Here is a 20,075-nt window from a genome sequence, read left to right on the forward strand (position 1 = left end):
GATATTTTGCTGAAAATTTCTTATCTTAAGTTGAAAATCATTCAATCAGCTTGCCAGTTCAGCATCTGATGATCATCAGACATATGGCATCGGTTGCCAAGCGGTTTATTTATTTATACAATGATCAGATTTGGCAGGCGATGCATTGTCTTTATGGCATTTTTGCTTTAATCCCATTCAACCAGTTGCAGTCATTATGAGACATTTACCGATTATCAAAAGTACGCTCATGTCGATGGGCTTAATATTGGTGCTGATGCTTGGCATCACACCAAGCTTTGCCACCACAGCCAAAATTTTAAGCAAAGAATCTGCCAGCGCCGAAGAATCTGTCAAAGCGACAGACAGTTTCGGTCGTGAGACGCCGCGAGGCACTGTCCAAGGATTTATGCGTGCCATAACAAGCGATGATTATGATCTGGCGGCAAACTATCTGGATGGTCGATATCTGGCAGAAACCCAAATGGCCAATCGTGATGTGGTTGAGCATTTGGTGCAGACGCTGGATTCTGGTGGTAGGCTGTTTCCTGATTTGCAGCTGAGTGATACGCCTGAGGGGAATTTATCGGATAATCTGCCCAGAGAAGTTGATAAAGTCGGTGAAATTCAGCTGATGAATGAGCGGTTCGATATTTTGGTGACGCGTCGCGAAAGTGATGAAGGCGTGGTGTTTTGGCAAATTTCAGGTCAAACCCTTGAACAGCTGCCCAGCAAGGTCGCTCAGACCAAGACTTTGGCCGAACAGCTAAATCTGGTTCGCGATGATATGGACAATCACCAAAAGCAGTGGCTGGAAGTGCTGGCTGTGATACTGCTCGTCGTGGCGATGTGTTTGATCTTTTATGTCGCGGTGTGGCTGCTCTATACCATCTCAAAGTTTTTATACACAAATATCCGCAAAAAACCATATCGGGTAACGCCCAGTGTCATCATGCCTTTGGCGCTGATTTTTGTGGCGATGCTGCTGCCTGAGGTGATGGTGCGCGTCGGCGTGCCACTGACCTTGCGCAGCTCATTTGGTCGCATCAAAGACATCGTGGCGTGGGGTGCGACTGCTTGGCTGGTGCTGCGATTGCTGGATAGTGTGTTTCGCCGCGCTGAAGCCAATTCGCTCAAGCGCGGCCGCCCTGAGCAGGTCTCGATCCTAAATCTGCTTCGCAAAATCGCCAAGGTGTTTATGGTCATTTTGGCAATTATCATCATCTTTGGCAACTTAGGCTTTGATTTGACCACGGGGATCGCTGCACTGGGTGTGGGTGGTTTGGCACTGGCTTTTGGTGCCCAAAAAACCATCGAAAATCTCATCGGCTCAGTGGTCGTCGTCGCTGACCGTCCAGTGCATGTGGGGGATTATTGTAAATTTGGCACTTATGAAGGCACGGTCATTGACATCGGCATCCGCTCAACGCGTATCCGCACGCTCAATCGCACCATTGTCACCGTGCCTAATGGTGAGTTTTCTGCTTTGCAGATTGAGAACTTTACCGCAAGAGATATGTTTTGGTTTTTGCATAATTTATTCATTAAGCGCACCGCAGATTTGGCAGAAGTAGAGCGGATGATTGCTGATTTGCAGGGCTTTTTGGCATCGCATAGCCTGACCAATGATGAGTGGAATCAGGTGTGGATCAAAGAGCTGCGCCAAGACTGCTATGTCATCGAGATGCGTGCGTATATTCCAGCGTCAGGGGCGCAGGAGTTTTATGACAAACAAAGCCAGTTGATTTTACAGGTGCTAAAATTCTTAGAAAATTATCAGGTTGAGCACGCCTTGCCGAGTCAGACGGTGGTGCTGGATGACAAAAACCGCCTAAATCAGTCAGATTCGTGATAAAATACGGCGTTTGTATTGATTGAGAACGACTATGTACACCGATTCGCATTGCCACCTAACTTATCTAAAGCTTGACAATTGTGAGCAGTCGCCACGCCATCTACTGACCGCCATGCGTGATGCTGATGTCAGTCGAGCGATGGCGATTATGTGCAAGTTTGAGGAAAATGATGCCATCCGTGCGTGGGTGGATTTGGCGATGAGTGATGATAGCCTACCTGATATCGGCATGAGTGTGGGGATTCACCCTTGTCAAGATGAAGCGATGCTACAGAGCGTGCAAGTTGAGAATTTACTGGCTTTGGATACGGATAAGGTGTGGGCATTTGGCGAAACAGGGCTGGATTATTATTGGGATGACAATAAAAAATCCGCCCAAAAGCATAGCTTTGCCACCCATATCAGTGCCAGCAAAATCGCCAAAAAACCCATCATTGTGCATACCCGTAGTGCTTATCATGATACGTTGGATGTGCTACAAAGCGAGCGCTGTGAGCATGGTATCATCCACTGTTTTACTGAGGATTATGCCTTTGCCAAGCGCGCGCTGGATATGGGGCTGTACATTTCGCTATCAGGGATTGTTAGCTTTAATAAATCTGAAGCGCTGCGAGAAGTTGCCAAACAGCTGCCCCTAGACCGCTTATTGATTGAGACTGATAGCCCGTATCTAGCACCTGTGCCCAAGCGTGGTCGTGATAATGAACCGACCTATGTGCCATATGTGGCACAGGTGCTTGCCAAGGTTTATGGCATGGACATCACCGAGATTGGACAGATAACCAGTCAGAATTTTGTCAATTTGGTGAATCAGTACAAGGTGGTTATTGGTGACTGATATCATGAAAACTAAACGCATCAGCCTTGCCCCCATGATCGATTGGACGACGTCTGATTTTCGTGCATTTGCCCGATTGTTCAATCCAAACATCCATCTATACACTGAGATGATCAGCACCAGTGCCATCCTAAAGGGTGATACCGATCGTGTGCTACGCTTTGATGGTACTGAACATCCTGTGGTGCTACAGTTGGGTGGTTCGGATGCTGATGAGATGGCGCAGGCGGTGCAGATTGCCGATGCTAAGGGTTATGATGAATTTAACATCAATGTCGGCTGTCCATCCGATCGTGTCCAGCACAATAAAATCGGTGCGTGCCTGATGGCAGAGCCTTTGATAGTCGCCAAGATGGTGACAGCGATGCAAGCGGTCACGGATAAGCCTGTCACGGTCAAGCATCGTATTGGCATCGACCATCATGACAGCTATGAGTTTATGAAAGGCTTTGTGGAGACGGTGGCAGAAGCTGGCTGTACGCATTTTATCGCTCATGCTCGCATTGCTTGGCTACAAGGTCTATCACCCAAGCAAAACCGTGAAATTCCGCCACTGCGTTATGATGACATTTATCGACTCAAGCAAGACTTCCCCATGCTCACCATCGAGATTAATGGTGGTATTGATCAGATGGGTGCCATCCGTGAGCATCTGCAGTATGTTGATGGTGTGATGATTGGGCGTGCGTTTTATCATAACCCTTATCTGATGGCAGAGTGCAATGAGCTTTGGGGATTGCCCATGCCGAGCCGTCGTGAGATTTTTGAAGGATTGATGAGTTATCTTGCCAAGCGAGCCGATGAAGGGGCGAATCTTGCGACCTTGACACGGCATTATTTGGGCTTGTTCCAAGGGCTGACAGGTGCGCGCGCATGGCGACAGGCATTGAGCGGTAAACCATCATTGACCCTAGATGACATCCGCAGTGCAGGCGAGCAGGTGCTACTCCAAAATCAACAGCAGTAGCACCAAACTATTATTAATACTGTGTAAAATCATCGGCGCAAATACCGAGCCTGTCCGCACACGAGCATAGCACAGCCCTAGAGCGATGGCGAACATCATGCCAGTATCGATCAGATTATACTGAAAATGTAGCAGAGCAAATATCAAACTGCTGATCAGGCTGGTCAGTATGGTGATATGGCGTGTGTTATTGCTAAATGATGAAAAAATATCCTGCCCCAGTCGCCAAAACAGTCCACGACAAATCAGCTCTTCATAAACTGGTGCACACACCATCACCATTAGGGCAAATAGCCACATCGGCGTATCATGACCCATCAAGGCAGTGCTATCTGCCGATGGTGTTGGTGATAGGGCGGTGGTGAGTAGATTGGCGATGAGACTGGCACCAAGCACCACTGACAAGAACACCCATAGACAGTGCCAAAACTGCCGTCCGTCCATCGGCATCAATGCTAGATATTGTTGCCATAGTTGCCGTGCTGTCTTGGTGTCATTGGCATACTTTTGCATTCGAAAATACTGCCAAAACACCATCAGCCACACCAAGCACACCGCCGTCAGCACTACCGACATCACAAGCAGGGTATTATCCGTCACCTGATGATAGGGTGTGGCATTGGCGATGGCTCTTAGGATAATCAGCCAGCCATTTTGTAGGGCGAACATGGTCGCCACCACCATCGCCATCAAGGCGGTGGCAGTCATCGGGCGATAGCGTGGCAAGGGTGATCGCATCAGGCTTGTGATGAGTGGATTTGGCGTAGGATGGTCGCCAAAATCTCATCGCTGATGGCATCAGGTCGCTCCAGTGGGAACATATGCTCGCCATCGACATACTGCACGGTCAATCCAAATTTATCAGATGCATCACGATATGAGCCGATGCGAGTAAAGTGGCTATCCTTGCCTGCGATGATGGTCATTGGTCGCTTTGGGTTGATGGACTTAAGCCAATACAATGACGGAATGGTGCGAAAGATGGCGACTTCCACAGATTTTGGGATGGCGAGCGTCACTTTGCCATCAGCTGTCGGTACAAAGCCGTGCTGGATGTACAACTCAAAGCAGCGTTCATCAAATGGGCGAAACAACGCCTTGTCCCGCAGTGCTTGATAAGCAGCATCATAGCTATCAAAGGTATCTTTGCGGTATTTGGATTTGCCAGCAGGGGAGAGCTTATCAATCAAGCGATGAGCTAATGAGGGCACCCGATTTAGCTTGTTATCAACTGACTTTGCCAGATGCCAAGTCAGGCTATTTTTGCCTGTCAATAAGGATGGATCAAGCAGCACCGCTTGGCTGATTGGCTTAGGATTGGCAAGTAGGCTCTGCATCGTGGTCATTGCTCCGACCGAATGTCCAACCGCCACCACGGTGGCTACCCCATGCTTATAGCACGCATCATCGATGCTGTCAGCGACTTGGCGAGTCAGACTCTGCCAGTGATTATCCACAGGATAATTGGGATGCGTACCAAGACGATCAATCCGCTCAATGGCGAAGTGATTTGCCAATCGCTCAAGTATCGGCAGATAAGTCGGTGATGGCATGCCATTGGCATGGACGAAATGTAGCACTGGCTTGCCTGTCAGTTTGGATTTGGGTAAGCTGTCAAGTAATGCTAATTGTTCGGTATTAAAATCAGTCATGATCGGATCCATCGGTGCATGCTAAGATAATTATGAGTTAAACGCATTAGCATAACCAATTATTTAAGATTTTACCAGTAAAATAATTGACGATTAAGTCTCTGATCCTATGCAAAATTTATACCAAATTAACACAGAGCAAACGCTACAAAGCTTACGCCGTGTGCTATAATTTGCCATCTTTTTATAATTGTACAAATCATGATCAGCACAGCTTTGGCTTGTCAGCCGATCAATGGCATTGTAAAAATATTTCATCATTGATTGATCACTTAAGCATGAGTGTAAGGATAAAAAATGAGCTATTTTGGTACGGATGGGATTCGTGGGCAGTTTGGGACTTTTCCGATTACCCCTGATTTTCTGCTGCGTTTGGGCTTCGGTGCGGGTCGTGTACTGGTCGCCCAAAATCCTAATAAGCGCCCAAGCGTACTTATCGGTAAGGATACTCGTCTGTCGGGCTATGTGATTGAAGCGGCACTGCAAGCAGGATTTAACGCAGCAGGTGTCGATGTCTATATGCTTGGCCCATTGCCAACGCCTGCGATTGCGCATCTGGTCAAGAGCTTCCATGCAGACATGGGCGTGGTCATCTCAGCCAGTCACAACCCATACCAAGATAACGGTGTCAAATTCTTCTCACACGAAGGCAAAAAAATCTCAGATGATATGCAAGACGCCATCAATGTCGAGCTAGATGCCTTGGTCGGTGATACTGATGCACGCCTAGCTCGCCTAGCGGGTATCAAGGCAGACAGCATCGGCAAAAACCACCGTGTTGATGATGCCAAAGGCCGCTATATCGAATACTGTAAAGGCAGTTTCCCTTATCACCACAGCCTGTCAAATCTGACGATCGTCGTGGACTGTGCCAATGGTGCAGGGCATAGTGTCGCCCCACGAGTACTCAAGGAACTCGGTGCCAAAGTCATCGCCATTCACAATACGCCAGATGGTATCAATATCAATGACAACTGTGGTTCGACCCATCCTGAAGTGCTACAAGCTGCCGTACGCGCGCATGGTGCTGATGTCGGTATTGCGCTGGATGGTGATGGCGACCGCATCATCATGACCGATGAGCATGGCAATATCGTCGATGGTGATGGCATCTTATATGTACTTGCTAAGCATCTACAGCCTGCAGGCGTGGTCGGTACTTTGATGAGTAATGTGGCACTTGAGTTGGCGTTGGCGGAGCATGGTATCGAGTTTCATCGTGCCAAGGTTGGTGATCGCTATGTGATGCAGGACCTTGAGACTCGTGGCTGGACGATTGGCGGTGAGCCATCAGGACATATCCTATGTCTAGATAAGAGCCGTACAGGTGATGCCATCGTTGCAGGCTTGCAGGTGCTATCTTGCATGGCAGAAACAGGCAAAAATCTCTCCGAGCTCACCCAGGGCTATACGCCATTCCCACAGACCTTGATCAATGTACGCTTATCGCAGATGAGCGATCCGTATGCCAATGAAGAGCTGTCTGCCATCTTTGCCAAGGCAGAGAGCGAGCTTGTTGGCAAAGGCCGCCTACTCATCCGCAAATCAGGTACTGAGCCTGTCATCCGTGTGATGGTCGAGCATCAAGATGCGGACACCTGTCAAGCGATGGCACAGAGCCTAGCGGATCATGTCAAGCGAGTGTTGGCATCATAATTTGCTGTACTGATTTTAACCGCTGATACGCTGAGTATGAGCGGTTTTTTTGGATTTGAGTTTGTATTGGTAAGTGCATAAATTCCACACCATTTATAAGGAAATCGGTGTATAATAAATCATCTTTTTTTACCCACATCACAGTCAATTAGGGGGAATCTCATGGATCTTACCGACCACAGACAATCATACGAAAAACACACCCTGCCTGATACAGGTCTGCCAACGACACCGTTTGAGCTATTTCGCACATGGTTTGATGAAGCGGTGGCAGAAGCCTTGCCCGAGCCTTATGCGATGAGCCTTGCCACCTGTGGTGCGGATGGTCGCGCGAGCGTGCGTATCGTGCTGATGCGTGAGCTGACTGAGCGTGGTGTGGTGTTCTACACCAACTATGACAGTGCCAAAGGTCAAGATATCGCTGACAATCCTAATGCCGAAGTGCTATTCTTCTGGCAGGGGCTAGAGCGTCAGGTGCGACTATCGGGTCGCATCGAGAAGGTGAGTGCGGACAAATCTGCCGCCTATTTCGCCAAGCGTCCGCGTGAAAGCCAGCTGGGTGCATGGGTGAGCGAGCCCCAAAGCGGTGTCGTGGCAAACCGTGCCATCATCGAAGATAAATTCGCCACTTTGGATGCCACCTACAGCGACGCTGTGCCGTACCCAAGCTTTTGGGGTGGCTATGAGCTGATCGTGGACTGTGCGGAGTTTTGGCAGGGGCGTATCGGTCGGATGCATGATCGTATGCGATATACCGCTGATGGCGATGTGTGGCGTATACAGCGACTCTTGCCTTGATGATCTTAAAAGCCGCCACCGATGAGGTTGGCGGTTTTTATTGCCACAAAGTCAGATAACAATGCCATATCCATCACTGGCAAAATAAGCAGTAAGACAGTCTAACAAAACACGCTGACAAATCTTTAAACGCCAAACAACAGCAGATCAATACCTAAAAATTCGTCATATTTTGTTACAAAATTGGCAAATGCTGCGGCTTTTGGCAACTTTTATGCTAAAATTAGTGCTTTTTCATGGATGCAGTAACAATCAGGTGGGCTTGGTTGCATTTTTTATGTAGATTGCAACACAGTATTTTGGCACAATGCACACATCAAAACTTGAATGATATTTTTTTGGAGAACGATATGACAACTTCAACCATCAAAGCACTGACGCTAAAAGCGATGATTGGCGCGGCCACGATCACGGCGGCGGCAGCACCGATGATGCTTGCTACGACCGCGCACGCAGCAGCAGCCTCACAGCAAACTGCGGTGAATAACCTAAATCGCCATCTAAGCAACATCCGCTCAATGACGGCAAATTTTACCCAAACCACATACGCAGGTAACAAAAAAACCAACTTTAGCGGTACGATGAGTGTACAGCGCCAAAATCAATTTCGCTGGGAAACCAAGTCGCCATCTGAGCAGCTGATTGTCGCCAATGGCAACACCATGTGGGTTTATGATAAAGACTTGCAACAAGCCACCAAGCAATCGGTGAGCAACCAAGTCGGCGAGACGCCTGCCCTGTTGTTATCTGGCGATCCAAGCCAAATCAGCCGTAACTTTAATGTCGCTCAACCAAATGCTGGTCGCAATTACTTTGTATTGACACCAAAATCAGCCAATGCTAATTTTAAAAATGTCTCAATCAGCTTTAATGGTGGTCGTCCTGTGATGGTGGTGCTTAATGATGCCATCGGCCAAACCACCAGCATTCGCTTTACCAACATTTCGTTGAATAAACGATTGAGCAATGCACAATTTGAATTTACGCCGCCACGCGGTGTGGATGTGATTAGCCAATAACAGCACCATCAAGGCAATGCTTTTATCATTGCCTTGATGACCGCAGACACTGGCAGCTAATCAAGGTGGGATAGACACATATGCAAAACCATCACACTCATGCCTATGATAATCGCAAGCAGCTAAGAGTCGCTGGATGCCAAAAGCATCGTAGCGCTAACAGCTGTGATACTGCCTTGGCTGTCAACACAGCCGCCAAAAAAACCGCCTCAATTAAGCTACTTGGTGTGCTGGTGGTTGGCTTATTATCGATGCTGCTTTTGACGGCTTGTACCCAAAAAGAAGAAAGCACCCATCTAAAAGCTGCGCAATCTGAGGTGGGTGCAGCCAATGGCCATAGCCAAAAATATCTGGATATTATCACGGATCTAAAAAAATCCTCCGCCCAAGTCGATGGCGATATGGATATTAATCAGCAGTTTATTCAGGTGATGCGCAGCCATCAGCAGGCAGCGGTGATGATGGCTTATATTGAGTTAAAACACGGCAAAGATGCCGATGCGCGGAGCATTGCCCAGCGCAGTATTGATATTCAACAGGCACAGATGAGCTGGATGGATCAATGGCTGTCCTTTTATGTGCCCAAAGACAGCGTGCAGAGCGCCGATCAATTTGTACTATCCAAACCAAGCAGCCAGCATTTTCAAAGTATGACCAAAGCCGCCCAACAAAGCTCGCCTGATCAAGCGTTCATACTGCTCATGCAGCTGCATCAAAGCCAAATGCTGGCGATGATCAAGCAGGCTGATGTGTTGGCATTGGATGCTGAGGTTCAGGCTTTGGCAGAGGATATTTATGATACCCAAAGCGCGCAGATTCAGCAGATGGAGGCTTGGTTAAATAAGCATCAACATTAACCAATTAAGCATCGCCAATCAACCATCGTCTGGGCAATGGCTGATAATAGATAACCAAACCTGAGCAAAAAGTGACGCTCGGGTTTTTATTTTATTAAAACTGGTGATGATGGCGTGCTATAATGAGAGCTGATGATGATATCAAATAGCGATATCAACTATATAGTAATTTGATGCGATGGCGATTCTTGGTTAAGACTCCCATCGCCATGATCTAAAATAAGTTCAAGGAATAAGATATGCAAAACGCTCACATTCAAATCGATGGCATGACTTGCACAGGCTGCACAGCCAGCGTCCAAAAAGCCCTACAAGCACAAACAGGTGTCAGCAGCATCTCGATAAGTCTAGAAGATGGCGTGGCCAGCGTCGGCTATGATGAGGCATTGGTGAATCAGCAGCAGTTATTGGATGCCATTGAAGCGGCAGGCTTTGATGCGACGCTGACATCACTTTAAGCTGTTTGCGCCGCTTTAGCTGATGCTTGATGGCTTTACAGCATTTATAAAAATGATGCCATAACAATTTGAAATAATTTGTGGGCAGAAATTCTTTGCCAAAATGATGTATTTTTGTAAAGTATGCTATAATACCGCCATTTTATAAGATTATACCAATCACAAGAGGTGATTATGTTAGCCAATTGGTCAGCGATTGCATTTTTGCTAGCCGCCGCAGGGCTTGTGGTGTTTATGTTGGTCGTGCCACGACTATTAGGCGGTCGATCTTCAGGTTCTCAAAAACAAGAAATATTCGAAGCAGGCGTGGTGTCAGCAGGTTCAGCGCGCATCCGTCTATCTGCCAAGTTCTATTTGGTTGCAATTTTCTTTGTTATTTTCGATTTAGAAGCATTATTCTTATACGCATATGCAGTGAGCGTGCGTGAAGTCAACTGGCTTGGTTTTACCGCAGCTGCCATCTTCATTGCTATTTTATTTGTTGGTCTGGTCTATGAAATGCGTCTGGGTGCGATGAACTGGGCACCAGCGGATAAACGCAAGAAAAAGCCTCGCATTCTATCTCGCCCTGAGAACTTTGACTTGGCTGCCATCACGGCATTTAATGGCATTGATGAGCTGCACACTGACCCAACAGGCAAGGTGCCAGCACAGTCATCTGGTCGAATCAATGTCTCTAACGACATCGAAAAAAACCGTGCACATATGGCGAACATTGACCATATCAACACGACAGGACGAGTCACCACACGCGATTTTCGTCAAGATGACTAAATACAAAAACGTTACGGCTTAGGCTGTGGCGTTTTTTTACCTTATGCAAAAGCATCATCGCACTGCAAAGGAATGCAAAACGCTTAAGCCAGATTTAATCCAGCAATTCGTAAATTCCAAACGAACAAAATAAGTGTACCGCTATGAAATACACACTAACCCGTGCCAATCAATCGGCAGATCAATACCCAAAACAATCACGAGAGTTGATTGATGACATCACTCAAGCTGAGATTGATAAGAATGTCTTTATGGCAAAATTATCAGATCTGACGCACGCTGCTGCCAACTGGGGTCGCAAAAACTCACTTTGGCCGTTCAACTTTGGTACCAGCTGCTGCTATGTCGAATATGCCACCACTTTGACAGGTGTGCATGACTTATCACGCTTTGGTGCTGAAGTCATCCGTGCATCACCTCGTCAGGCGGATGTGATGATCGTGGCAGGGACTTGTTTTGTCAAGATGGCGCCAGTGATCTTGCGTCTGTATGAGCAGATGCTAGAACCAAAATGGGTCATCTCCATGGGGGCTTGTGCCAACTCAGGCGGTATGTATGATATCTATTCAGTCGTACAAGGTGTGGATAAAATCCTACCTGTCGATGTCTATATCCCAGGCTGTCCACCACGCCCAGAAGCGGTCATCCAAGCGTTGATGCTACTTCAAAACTCCATCACGCATGAACGCCGTCCGCTTGGTATTCACTTGGATGAGCAGGGTATTATCCAGCCTGTAATGACACCAGAGCGTGACCGCAAAAATGCTGATCGTATTGCGACGGTCAATTTGCGTAGCCAAGATGATGCTTGGTAATCTTATTTAAAAATATTAGAATTTTTAAAATTAAATTTGAATCATATCGCATAATGATATGAGCGAATAAGGAAAATAACAATGAGCATCATTGACAACGCATCAACCCATGCGGTTTTTGATGAATTAAATGCCAAGCATCAAGGTCAATACACGGTACAGACCACCGCTGATGGCATCCCAACGATTTGGGTTAGCACCGAGAATGTGCTGGATGTGCTATTGACCCTACGTACTTTGCCAAAGCCCTATGTGATGCTGGTGGATTTATCTGCCATTGATGAGCGTTTGCGTACACATCGCCATGGCTTGCCTGCCAGTGATTTTACGGTGTTTTATCATCTGATGAGTCTTGAGCGTAATAGTGATATTCGCGTCAAGGTCGCTCTAAAAGAAGGTCAAAGCACCCCAAGCGCCACCAAGATTTACCCAAATGCCAACTGGTATGAGCGTGAAGTCTATGATATGTTTGGCATCATCTTTGATGGTCATCCGCACTTGACTCGTATCCTACTACCAAAATACTGGGAAGGTCATCCGCTGCGTAAAGAATATCACGCTCGCGCGACCGAGTTTACGCCTTATTTTCTAAACACCGCTAAGCAACAATTTGAGCAAGAAAACTTGCGTTTTGTGCCTGAAGAGTGGGGTATGAAGCGTAGTGGCCGTGATGAAGACTTTATGTTCCTAAACATCGGCCCGAACCATCCATCAGCACACGGTGCATTCCGCCTAGTGCTACAGCTGGATGGTGAAGAGATTGTGGACTGTATCCCTGACATCGGCTATCACCATCGTGGTGCGGAGAAGATGGCAGAGCGTCAGACTTGGCATTCATTCATTCCTTATACCGACCGTATCGACTATCTGGGCGGTGTGATGAATGAGTTGCCGTATATCATGGCAGTCGAAAAATTGGCAGGCATCACCGTGCCTGAGCGCGCGCAGACCATCCGTGTGATGATGAGCGAATTTTTCCGTATCACCAATAACCTACTATATTGGGGTACATTCATCCAAGACGCAGGCGGTATGACACCAGTATTTTATATGTTTGCCGACCGTCAAAAAGCCTACGATGTCATCGAAGCGGTGACAGGTTACCGTATGCACCCTGCATGGTTCCGTATCGGTGGTACGGCGCACGATTTGCCAAATGGTTGGCAAAAACTGGTGCGAGATTTTCTTGACTGGATGCCAAAGCGTATCGATGAATATGTCAAAGCCACGATGACCAACACCGTACTCAAAGGCCGTACCCAAGCTGTCGCCCAATATGATGCCAAGCAGGCATTGGCGTGGGGTGTGACAGGTGCAGGTCTGCGTGCAACAGGTATCGACTTTGACCTGCGTAAGGCTCGTCCGTATATGGGCTATGAGAATTTCGACTTTGAAGTGCCGGTATTCTACAACGGCGATGCTTATGACAGATGCTTGGTGAAAATCGAAGAAATCCGCCAATCACTACGCATCATCGAGCAGTGCTTGAACAATATGCCAAGCGGTGCTTACAAGGCCGAACATCCATTGGCTGTACCGCCACCAAAAGACCGCACGCTCCAAGACATCGAAACCTTGATTAACCACTTCGTCTCTGTGTCATGGGGTCCTGTGATGCCAGCAGGCGAAAGCTGTGCGATGGTCGAAGGTGTCAAGGGTCTAAACAGCTACTATGTGACATCAGATAACTCAACCATGAGCTATCGCACGCGTATCCGTACACCGACTTTTGCACACTTGCAGCAGATGCCAAGCGTGATTAATGGCTCGTTGGTATCGGATGCGATTATTTATTTGGCAAGTATTGACATCGTCATGGCTGACTGTGATCGCTAAGGAGCTGAGAATGAAAGGTCAATGTTTGTGTCAGGCGGTAACTATAGAAGTGGCAAGCAATGATGAGCTTCATGCTTGTCATTGCAATCACTGCCGTAAATGGGGTGGTTCGGCAGGATTTACTGTGCAAGCACAAGGTATAACCACCGATAATGCCCAAGAAATTGGTACTTATCAATCATCAGATTGGGGTACTCGCAATTTTTGTAAAATCTGTGGTACGCATTTGTATTTTCATCAGCTAGGCACGGATAATTATTATTTGTCAGCAGGGCTGTTTGATGATGTGAATTTTAAACTGACTTCACAAATTTTTATTGATAAAAAAGCGTGTTATTACGAACTTGCTAATGACACACCCAAATTGACTGAAGCCGAATTCTTGGAGATGGTGGCAAATAGTTAATTTGGTTAATTGCCAAATTCTTTAAAAGGGTTGGCATGAATGAAGTATCATTATTGTTCACGATGTCTAATATCAGTAGTTTCAAGCAATTGACATGAATGACTGTGGACGATAGATTGATTGATAATAACAACAAGGGTTTCTATGAAAATTGTAACTGATAAAACCCCCAAAGTGGATGTGGCATCCATTTTGACCAGTGAAGAGATTGCAGGCATTGATGAATATATTCATCACTACCCACAAGCTCGTGCTGCGGTGCTTGATGCCCTAAAATTGGTTCAAAAGCGAAACGGCTGGGTTAATGATGCCCAAGTCGCTGCCATTGCCAATATGCTAGACATTGCCACCACGGATGTGGAAGGTGTGGCGACATTTTTTAACCGCATTTATCGCAGTCCTGTGGGTCGCCATGTGATTTTGATTTGTGATTCGATTGCGTGTTATTTGACAGGTTATGAAGCTTTGGCGGACGCATTCAAGCGTGAGCTTGGCATTGAATTTGGTCAGACGACAGCGGATGGTCGCTTTACACTATTGCCAATTTGCTGTTTGGGTAACTGTGACAAAGGCCCAAGCGTGCTAATCGATGAAGATACTTATGGCCCTGTGCTGCCAAGTGAAGTATCGATGTTGCTGGAGCAATACGCATGAAAACCGTAGCAGAACAAATACAAGCTCGCCAAAATGGACTAGCACCAAGCCAGCTCAATAATCAGCGTGTGCCGATTTATGGTGTTGGCTTGGCAGAAGGCGAAGCGCCAACAAGCCTTACTCATCCTTTGACTTGGCGACTGTTTCACCAAGATGCTGTACTAAAGCTTGCTGATTATTTGGCACTCAAAGGCTTTGAAGGGCTAAAAATTGCTTTATCAAAAACTCCAAAAGAAGTCGGCGAGATGATTAAGACCGCCAATGTGCGTGGTCGTGGGGGCGCAGGCTTTAACGCAGGTCTAAAATGGACCTTTATGACACCACCGGATGGGGGCGTGCGTTACCTGATTTGTAATGCCGACGAGATGGAACCGGGTACATTCAAAGACCGCCTATTGATGGAGCGCCTGCCATTCCAGTTGATTGAAGGGATGCTGATTACTGCTTATGCCATCGGTGCAAGTGTCGGTTATATCTTTATTCGTGGTGAATACATTTTGGCTGCCGAGCGTCTAGAAGCTGCCATCAAAGAGCTGCACGAAGCAGGGCTGATGGGTGATGGCATCTTGGGTACGGCGTTCAACTTTGATTTGCACGTACATACTGGTGCAGGTCGCTATATCTGTGGTGAAGAGACGGCATTAATTAACTGTCTAGAAGGTCGCCGTGCCAATCCACGCACCAAGCCACCATTCCCACAAGTCTCAGGCGCATGGGGTCGTCCGACTGTGGTGAACAATGTTGAGACATTGAACAATATGTCAGCCATTATGCTAAATGGCGTTGAGTGGTATCTAGATTTACCTAAGAAAAAAGGCAAATCAGAAACGCCTGGTACCAAAATCATGGGCTGCTCAGGTCGTGTCAAGGATGCAGGTCTGTGGGAAGTGCCATTTGGTTATACCGCTCGTGAGCTGATTGAGCTGGCTGGTGGTATGCAGGACGGACTTAAGCTAAAAGCTTGGCTGCCAGGTGGTGCAAGTACCGACTTTTTGACCGCAAGCGATGAGCATCTGGATTTGGTGATGGACTTTGACCCGATTATGAAAGCAGGTAGCCGTCTGGGGACTTGCTTGATGATGGTCGTGGATGAAACCCAAGATATAGTGAGTCTATCCAAGAACTTACAACAATTTTTCCAACGAGAAAGCTGTGGCTGGTGTACGCCATGCCGTGATGGTCTACCTTGGGGTGTCAAGATGCTTGATGCGATTGACAATGGACAAGGTAAGCCTGAAGACATCGAAAAACTGTCTGAATTAACCCGTGATTTATGGATTGGTAAGACATTTTGTGCGCACGCACCGGGGGCGATGGAGCCGCTGATGAGTGCACTCAAGTATTTCCGCCATGAATTTGACAATAAAATCCAAAACAGCGACACCGCTGCAAGCGATGCCACTCAACAAGGGGGTGCGTGATGGCAGTCATTCATATTGATGGCAAGACGGTAGAAGTCGATAGCGCCGATAACCTATTGCAAGCCTGCTTGTCGCTTGGTATTGATATTCCGTATTTTTGTTATCATCCTGCGCTTGGCTCAGTGGGTTCATGCCGTCAGTGTGCGGTCAAGCAGTACAACAATGCCGAAGACTATGAAGCAGGTCGTGGTCGCCTAGTGATGAGCTGCATGGTCGCACCGACCAATGATATGTATATCTCGGTCGATGACGAAGAAGCGAAGGGCTTTCGTAAGCGTATCGTTGAGTATATCATGACCAACCATCCGCACGATTGCCCAACCTGTGAAGAAGGTGGTCATTGCCATCTACAAGACATGACTTATATGTCAGGGCATCGCCAAAGACGCTATCGCTTCACCAAGCGTACGCACCACAACCAAGATTTGGGCCCGTTCATCAATCATGAGATGAACCGCTGTATCGCTTGCTACCGCTGTGTGCGTTTTTATAAAGATTATGCTGGTGGCGAAGATATGGGCGTTTATGCGTCAAATAACCGTGTGTATTTCGGTCGTGAAGCAGATGGTCAGTTTGAGAGCGAATTTAGTGGCAACCTAACCGAAGTCTGCCCAACGGGTGTATTTACTGATGCGACCCACTCAGACCGCTACAACCGTAAGTGGGATATGCAATACGCACCGAGCATCTGTCATGGCTGTTCAAGTGGCTGTAACATCTCAGCAGGCGAGCGTTATGGTGAAATCCGCCGTATCGAAAACCGCTACAACCATGATGTCAATGGCTATTTCCTATGTGACCGCGGTCGCTTTGGTTATGGCTATGTCAATCGTGCCGACCGTCCAGTACGTCCGTATGCCAATGGCGTATCAGGCAAAGAGATGATGGATGCCAACCAGGCATTAGATAGTGCAATTGCGCTTTTAAAAGGCAAAAAAACCATCGGTATCGGTACTGATGCGACCAGCCTAGAAAACAACTATGCGCTCAAAAAACTGGTCGGTGCGGATAATTATAGTACAGGTCAATCGATGGCAACCAAAGCCTTGGTGGATAAATCGGTTGAAATCCTGCGTAATGACAGCGTATATAATGTCTCATTGGCACAAATTGAACAAGCTGATGCGGTGTTCGTCCTAGGTGAGGATATCACTCAGACAGCAGCTCGTGTCGCACTGTCAGTCCGCCAAGCTGCCAAAAATGAAGCCAAAAAAATGGCGACTGCATTACGCACCGATCATTGGTTGGCTGAGCCTGTCAAGCGTATCGGCCAATCAGCTTATAGCCCAATTTATGTGGTGGATGTGGTCGATACCAAGCTTGATGACATCGCCAAAGTCTCAGCGGTGGCAAGCATCGAAGAGATCGCCCGACTTGGTTATCTGGTCGGTGAAGTGATCGAAAGTTTTGATACACATCTTGAGAATCTGGCTAAGCCTGCACTCAATGCCGATGCTGATATGCTGGATTTGGCCTATCAAATCGCTGTGGATTTGGTCAGTGCCAATCAGCCACTTGTGGTATCAGGCACATCACTGGCATCTGCTCAAATCATCGAAGCGGCAGGCTATATCGCTCAAGCATTGAGCAATAAACGCCGTGCCATCAAGTCTGTCAATGATGCTGAAGTCGCTGCTTATCAAGCGCTCGAAGAAGCGGCGCAAACAGTGCCTGAGCATGATCCACAGTTGGCTGCTAAGCCTGAACATGACGGCACAGGTACGGATAAAGAAGTGCAAGCTCAGCTTGTGCGTACACCCAAGCCAAAAGCACTCGATGCTAAATTTGCCACCATGGCAGGTATCTATCTATGCCTACCATCGGCGAACAGTGCTGGCCTAAGCCTATTGGGCGGTCAGTCAATCGAAGAAATCTTGGCAAACGACTTTGATGCGGTAGTGGTGCTAGAAAACGACCTAAGCCAGCTAAGCAGTATCAATGTGCTGGATAAGATTAATGGCAAAACTGTGATTGTTATCGATCATCAGTACTATGCTTGGCATGATAAGGCGGATTTGGTGCTGTCAGCATCAAGCTTTGCTGAAAGCGATGGTACGCTTGTGTCGTCAGAAGGTCGTGCACAGCGTTTCTTCCAAGCTTATGACAAAAAATACTACGACCCAACCAGTGACATCAAAGATGCATGGCGTTGGCTATATGCATTAGCTCATGATGCAGGACAAGTGGCATCTGCAGCACACCTAGATGAAGTGATTGCTGATATCGTGGCGGATTATCCACAGCTGACTGGTATCAAAGATGCTGCCCCTGAAGCGGACTATCGTATCACTGGCCTAAAAATCGCTCGTGAACCACGCCGTTATTCAGGTCGTACTGCGATGCGTGCACCGCTGTCTATCCATGAACCAATGCAGCCAAAAGATGTAGATACGGCACTGACTTTCTCAATGGAAGGCTATGTCGGTAACCAAACCAATCCTGCCAGCATTCCATTTGCCTGGGCGGCAGGTTGGAACTCACCACAAGCTTGGAACAAATACCAAGACAAAGTTGGTGGCAAGCTCAAAGGTGGTGATGTCGGTGTGCGTCTATTTGACAGCCTACCACGATTGGATGTGGTTTATGCGTCAAATCGCAGCATGGTACAAGACCCTGCCAGTACCAGCGTATTCAATGGTGTGGTACGCTTAGTGCCTGTGCATAACTTGTTTGGCTCAAGCCCAATGGCATCAAGAAGTCCAGTGGTGGCAAGCCAAAACCAAGACATCGGCTGGTACATGACCCAAGAAGATGCTGATCATTGGCAAGTGCGTGAAGGGGATTTGCTATCCATTCAAAGCGTCCAAGGTGAGATTGTCCTACCGGTAAAATTTGCCGAATTTATCCCTGATGGCTGCATCGGCTATGCAGCAGGTCAAGTACCACTGTCGCCAAAAGTCCCAACCACCATCAAGCGTGCTGATACGGTCGATCCAGTTTATCGTCCTGCTTATGCGGTGAGTTTGGATCATTTGCCAAGCCATCATCGTAATCCGCTGTTTAAGGTGAGTGATACACCAATCAAAGTCGCACCATCTGTGGAGGCTGTGTAATGAGTACGCGTATTATTCCCCAAATGCCGACATTTTTGGCAAATATGATGAGCTTTGATGCTTGGTCGGTGCTATTCTTGGTGGTGCAAGCTTTGGTAATTTTCTTAGGGCTTGTGATTGTTGCTGCCTTGATGATTGTTTATGAACGCCGTATGCTGGCACTATGGCAAGACCGCTACGGCCCGAACCGTGTGGGTTGGCAAGGCTCGCTACAGCTTGTGGCAGATATGCTAAAAATCTTCTTCAAAGAAGACTGGACGCCAGAATTTGCCGACAAAAAAATCTTCACACTAGCACCTGCGATTGCAATGTTTACTGCATTGGCAAGCTTTGCCATCATTCCACTTAGCCCAACTTTGGGTGCGGCAGATTGGAACATTGGCTTATTATTCTTCTTTGCGATGGCAGGCCTTGCTGTGTATGCGGTGATGTTTGGTGGCTGGGCATCGGCGAACAAATTCTCGCTCTTGGGTGGTCTGCGTTCATCAGCTCAAACCATTAGCTATGAAGTATTCCTAGGTCTATCATTGATGGGTGTGGTGGCAATGGCAGGTTCTTTTAATCTGCGTGACATCGTCGAAGCCCAAACGACTGTATGGAATGTCGTACCACAGTTCTTTGGCTTTTTGACCTTTGTTGTGGCAGGCGTGGCTGTGACGCACCGCCATCCATTTGACCAACCAGAAGCCGAACAAGAACTTGCCGAAGGTTATCATGTGGAATATTCGGGCATGAAATTTGGTATGTTCTTCATCGGTGAATATGTCAATGTCGTGCTGATTTCAGCGCTCATGACCTGCTTGTTCTTTGGCGGCTGGTTGCCACCGTTTGGCATCGACATTCCATTCATTCCACCTGTGGTGTGGTTTATGCTAAAGACTTTGTTCTTTATGACCTTGTTTGTCCTAGCGCGTGGCTCGCTGATGCGTCCGCGTTATGATCAGGTGATGAACTTTGGTTGGAAAGTCTGCCTGCCGGTGACCTTGATTAACTTATTGGTGACTGCTGCAGTCATTCTACTGGCACAATAAGGATGA

The 20,075-nt window shown here is 47.5% G+C and carries 18 protein-coding genes; 16 read left to right on the forward strand and 2 right to left on the reverse strand.

Going from position 1 to position 20,075, the window contains the following annotated elements:
* Window positions 1–196 precede the first annotated feature (196 nt).
* Genes AZ602_RS06790 through dusA form a run of 3 tightly spaced genes read left to right on the forward strand, consistent with a single transcriptional unit; the run spans window position 197 to window position 3,639 of the window.
* A complete protein-coding gene (locus AZ602_RS06790) occupies window positions 197–1,831 on the forward strand; it encodes a mechanosensitive ion channel family protein (protein ID WP_103034328.1) in 1,635 nt (544 codons plus the stop codon).
* A 34-nt stretch (window positions 1,832–1,865) separates the two neighbouring features.
* Window positions 1,866–2,672, forward strand: a complete 807-nt coding sequence (locus AZ602_RS06795; protein ID WP_103034289.1) for a TatD family hydrolase — start codon at window positions 1,866–1,868, stop codon at window positions 2,670–2,672.
* A 1-nt stretch (window position 2,673) separates the two neighbouring features.
* Window positions 2,674–3,639 (forward strand): tRNA dihydrouridine(20/20a) synthase DusA, encoded by a 966-nt coding sequence (gene dusA, locus AZ602_RS06800; protein ID WP_199174104.1) that lies wholly within the window; start codon window positions 2,674–2,676, stop codon window positions 3,637–3,639.
* On the opposite strand, the gene AZ602_RS06805 is transcribed toward dusA, so the two are convergent.
* On the reverse strand, window positions 3,616–4,377 hold the full coding sequence (locus tag AZ602_RS06805; protein WP_103034290.1) for a CPBP family intramembrane glutamic endopeptidase: 762 nt from the start codon (window positions 4,375–4,377) through the stop codon (window positions 3,616–3,618). The two genes, dusA and AZ602_RS06805, sit on opposite strands and share 24 nt — an antisense overlap.
* Window positions 4,377–5,291, reverse strand: a complete 915-nt coding sequence (locus AZ602_RS06810; RefSeq protein ID WP_103034330.1) for an alpha/beta fold hydrolase — start codon at window positions 5,289–5,291, stop codon at window positions 4,377–4,379. Before AZ602_RS06810 ends, AZ602_RS06805 begins: the two co-directional genes overlap by 1 nt.
* Window positions 5,292–5,588: 297 nt before the next feature.
* Here AZ602_RS06810 and glmM point away from each other — a divergent pair, with 297 nt between their 5' ends.
* The 13 genes from glmM to nuoH all read left to right on the forward strand — a co-directional run bounded on the left by glmM (window position 5,589) and on the right by nuoH (window position 20,069).
* Window positions 5,589–6,947 (forward strand): phosphoglucosamine mutase, encoded by a 1,359-nt coding sequence (glmM, locus tag AZ602_RS06815; RefSeq protein ID WP_103034291.1) that lies wholly within the window; start codon window positions 5,589–5,591, stop codon window positions 6,945–6,947.
* A 162-nt stretch (window positions 6,948–7,109) separates the two neighbouring features.
* A complete protein-coding gene (pdxH, locus tag AZ602_RS06820) occupies window positions 7,110–7,745 on the forward strand; it encodes a pyridoxamine 5'-phosphate oxidase (protein ID WP_103034292.1) in 636 nt (211 codons plus the stop codon).
* Between the two features lie 350 nt (window positions 7,746–8,095).
* On the forward strand, window positions 8,096–8,764 hold the full coding sequence (gene lolA / locus AZ602_RS06825; RefSeq protein ID WP_078317618.1) for an outer membrane lipoprotein chaperone LolA: 669 nt from the start codon (window positions 8,096–8,098) through the stop codon (window positions 8,762–8,764).
* Between the two features lie 80 nt (window positions 8,765–8,844).
* Window positions 8,845–9,621 (forward strand): DUF305 domain-containing protein, encoded by a 777-nt coding sequence (locus tag AZ602_RS06830; RefSeq protein ID WP_103034293.1) that lies wholly within the window; start codon window positions 8,845–8,847, stop codon window positions 9,619–9,621.
* Between the two features lie 239 nt (window positions 9,622–9,860).
* Window positions 9,861–10,079 (forward strand): heavy-metal-associated domain-containing protein, encoded by a 219-nt coding sequence (locus AZ602_RS06835; protein WP_078317620.1) that lies wholly within the window; start codon window positions 9,861–9,863, stop codon window positions 10,077–10,079.
* A 174-nt stretch (window positions 10,080–10,253) separates the two neighbouring features.
* The gene (ndhC, locus tag AZ602_RS06840; protein WP_078317621.1) at window positions 10,254–10,853 is read left to right on the forward strand and encodes an NADH-quinone oxidoreductase subunit A; all 600 of its coding nucleotides are present in this window, start codon (window positions 10,254–10,256) and stop codon (window positions 10,851–10,853) included.
* 143 nt (window positions 10,854–10,996) lie between these two features.
* Complete coding sequence (locus tag AZ602_RS06845; RefSeq protein ID WP_078317622.1) at window positions 10,997–11,668, forward strand: NADH-quinone oxidoreductase subunit B family protein; 672 nt, start codon at window positions 10,997–10,999, stop codon at window positions 11,666–11,668.
* Between the two features lie 81 nt (window positions 11,669–11,749).
* Complete coding sequence (gene nuoC, locus AZ602_RS06850) at window positions 11,750–13,504, forward strand: NADH-quinone oxidoreductase subunit C/D (protein WP_103034294.1); 1,755 nt, start codon at window positions 11,750–11,752, stop codon at window positions 13,502–13,504.
* 10 nt (window positions 13,505–13,514) lie between these two features.
* Window positions 13,515–13,910: a GFA family protein gene (locus tag AZ602_RS06855; protein WP_103034295.1), complete on the forward strand. Its 396-nt coding sequence runs from the start codon at window positions 13,515–13,517 to the stop codon at window positions 13,908–13,910.
* Between the two features lie 144 nt (window positions 13,911–14,054).
* A complete protein-coding gene (gene nuoE, locus AZ602_RS06860; protein WP_103034296.1) occupies window positions 14,055–14,564 on the forward strand; it encodes an NADH-quinone oxidoreductase subunit NuoE in 510 nt (169 codons plus the stop codon).
* Window positions 14,561–15,985, forward strand: a complete 1,425-nt coding sequence (locus AZ602_RS06865) for an NADH-quinone oxidoreductase subunit F (RefSeq protein ID WP_103034297.1) — start codon at window positions 14,561–14,563, stop codon at window positions 15,983–15,985. Before nuoE ends, AZ602_RS06865 begins: the two co-directional genes overlap by 4 nt.
* Entirely contained in the window at window positions 15,985–19,038 is a 3,054-nt protein-coding gene (gene nuoG / locus AZ602_RS06870; protein ID WP_103034298.1) for an NADH-quinone oxidoreductase subunit NuoG, read from the forward strand. The genes AZ602_RS06865 and nuoG overlap by 1 nt, the downstream gene beginning before the upstream one ends.
* Window positions 19,038–20,069 carry an NADH-quinone oxidoreductase subunit NuoH gene (nuoH, locus tag AZ602_RS06875; protein ID WP_103034299.1) on the forward strand — a complete coding sequence of 344 codons (1,032 nt, stop codon included), beginning with the start codon at window positions 19,038–19,040 and terminating at the stop codon, window positions 20,067–20,069. The genes nuoG and nuoH overlap by 1 nt, the downstream gene beginning before the upstream one ends.
* The last annotated feature ends 6 nt before the right edge of the window (window positions 20,070–20,075 follow it).

The organism is Moraxella sp. RCAD0137 (assembly GCF_002894025.1).
GTDB lineage: Bacteria > Pseudomonadota > Gammaproteobacteria > Pseudomonadales > Moraxellaceae > Moraxella > Moraxella porci.

Bases quoted from the DNA above. Each gene is read 5' to 3' on its own strand.
- ndhC (WP_078317621.1), top strand. From the start codon at position 10,254: ATGTTAGCCAATTGGTCAGCGATTGCATTTTTGCTAGCCGCCGCAGGG.
- lolA (WP_078317618.1), top strand. From the start codon at position 8,096: ATGACAACTTCAACCATCAAAGCACTGACGCTAAAAGCGATGATTGGC.
- AZ602_RS06790 (WP_103034328.1), top strand. From the start codon at position 197: ATGAGACATTTACCGATTATCAAAAGTACGCTCATGTCGATGGGCTTA.
- nuoG (WP_103034298.1), top strand. From the start codon at position 15,985: ATGGCAGTCATTCATATTGATGGCAAGACGGTAGAAGTCGATAGCGCC.
- AZ602_RS06855 (WP_103034295.1), top strand. From the start codon at position 13,515: ATGAAAGGTCAATGTTTGTGTCAGGCGGTAACTATAGAAGTGGCAAGC.
- AZ602_RS06865 (WP_103034297.1), top strand. From the start codon at position 14,561: ATGAAAACCGTAGCAGAACAAATACAAGCTCGCCAAAATGGACTAGCA.
- nuoH (WP_103034299.1), top strand. From the start codon at position 19,038: ATGAGTACGCGTATTATTCCCCAAATGCCGACATTTTTGGCAAATATG.
- pdxH (WP_103034292.1), top strand. From the start codon at position 7,110: ATGGATCTTACCGACCACAGACAATCATACGAAAAACACACCCTGCCT.
- AZ602_RS06835 (WP_078317620.1), top strand. From the start codon at position 9,861: ATGCAAAACGCTCACATTCAAATCGATGGCATGACTTGCACAGGCTGC.
- AZ602_RS06805 (WP_103034290.1), bottom strand. From the start codon at position 4,377: ATGCGATCACCCTTGCCACGCTATCGCCCGATGACTGCCACCGCCTTG.
- AZ602_RS06830 (WP_103034293.1), top strand. From the start codon at position 8,845: ATGCAAAACCATCACACTCATGCCTATGATAATCGCAAGCAGCTAAGA.
- AZ602_RS06795 (WP_103034289.1), top strand. From the start codon at position 1,866: ATGTACACCGATTCGCATTGCCACCTAACTTATCTAAAGCTTGACAAT.
- AZ602_RS06810 (WP_103034330.1), bottom strand. From the start codon at position 5,291: ATGACTGATTTTAATACCGAACAATTAGCATTACTTGACAGCTTACCC.
- nuoC (WP_103034294.1), top strand. From the start codon at position 11,750: ATGAGCATCATTGACAACGCATCAACCCATGCGGTTTTTGATGAATTA.
- nuoE (WP_103034296.1), top strand. From the start codon at position 14,055: ATGAAAATTGTAACTGATAAAACCCCCAAAGTGGATGTGGCATCCATT.
- glmM (WP_103034291.1), top strand. From the start codon at position 5,589: ATGAGCTATTTTGGTACGGATGGGATTCGTGGGCAGTTTGGGACTTTT.
- AZ602_RS06845 (WP_078317622.1), top strand. From the start codon at position 10,997: ATGAAATACACACTAACCCGTGCCAATCAATCGGCAGATCAATACCCA.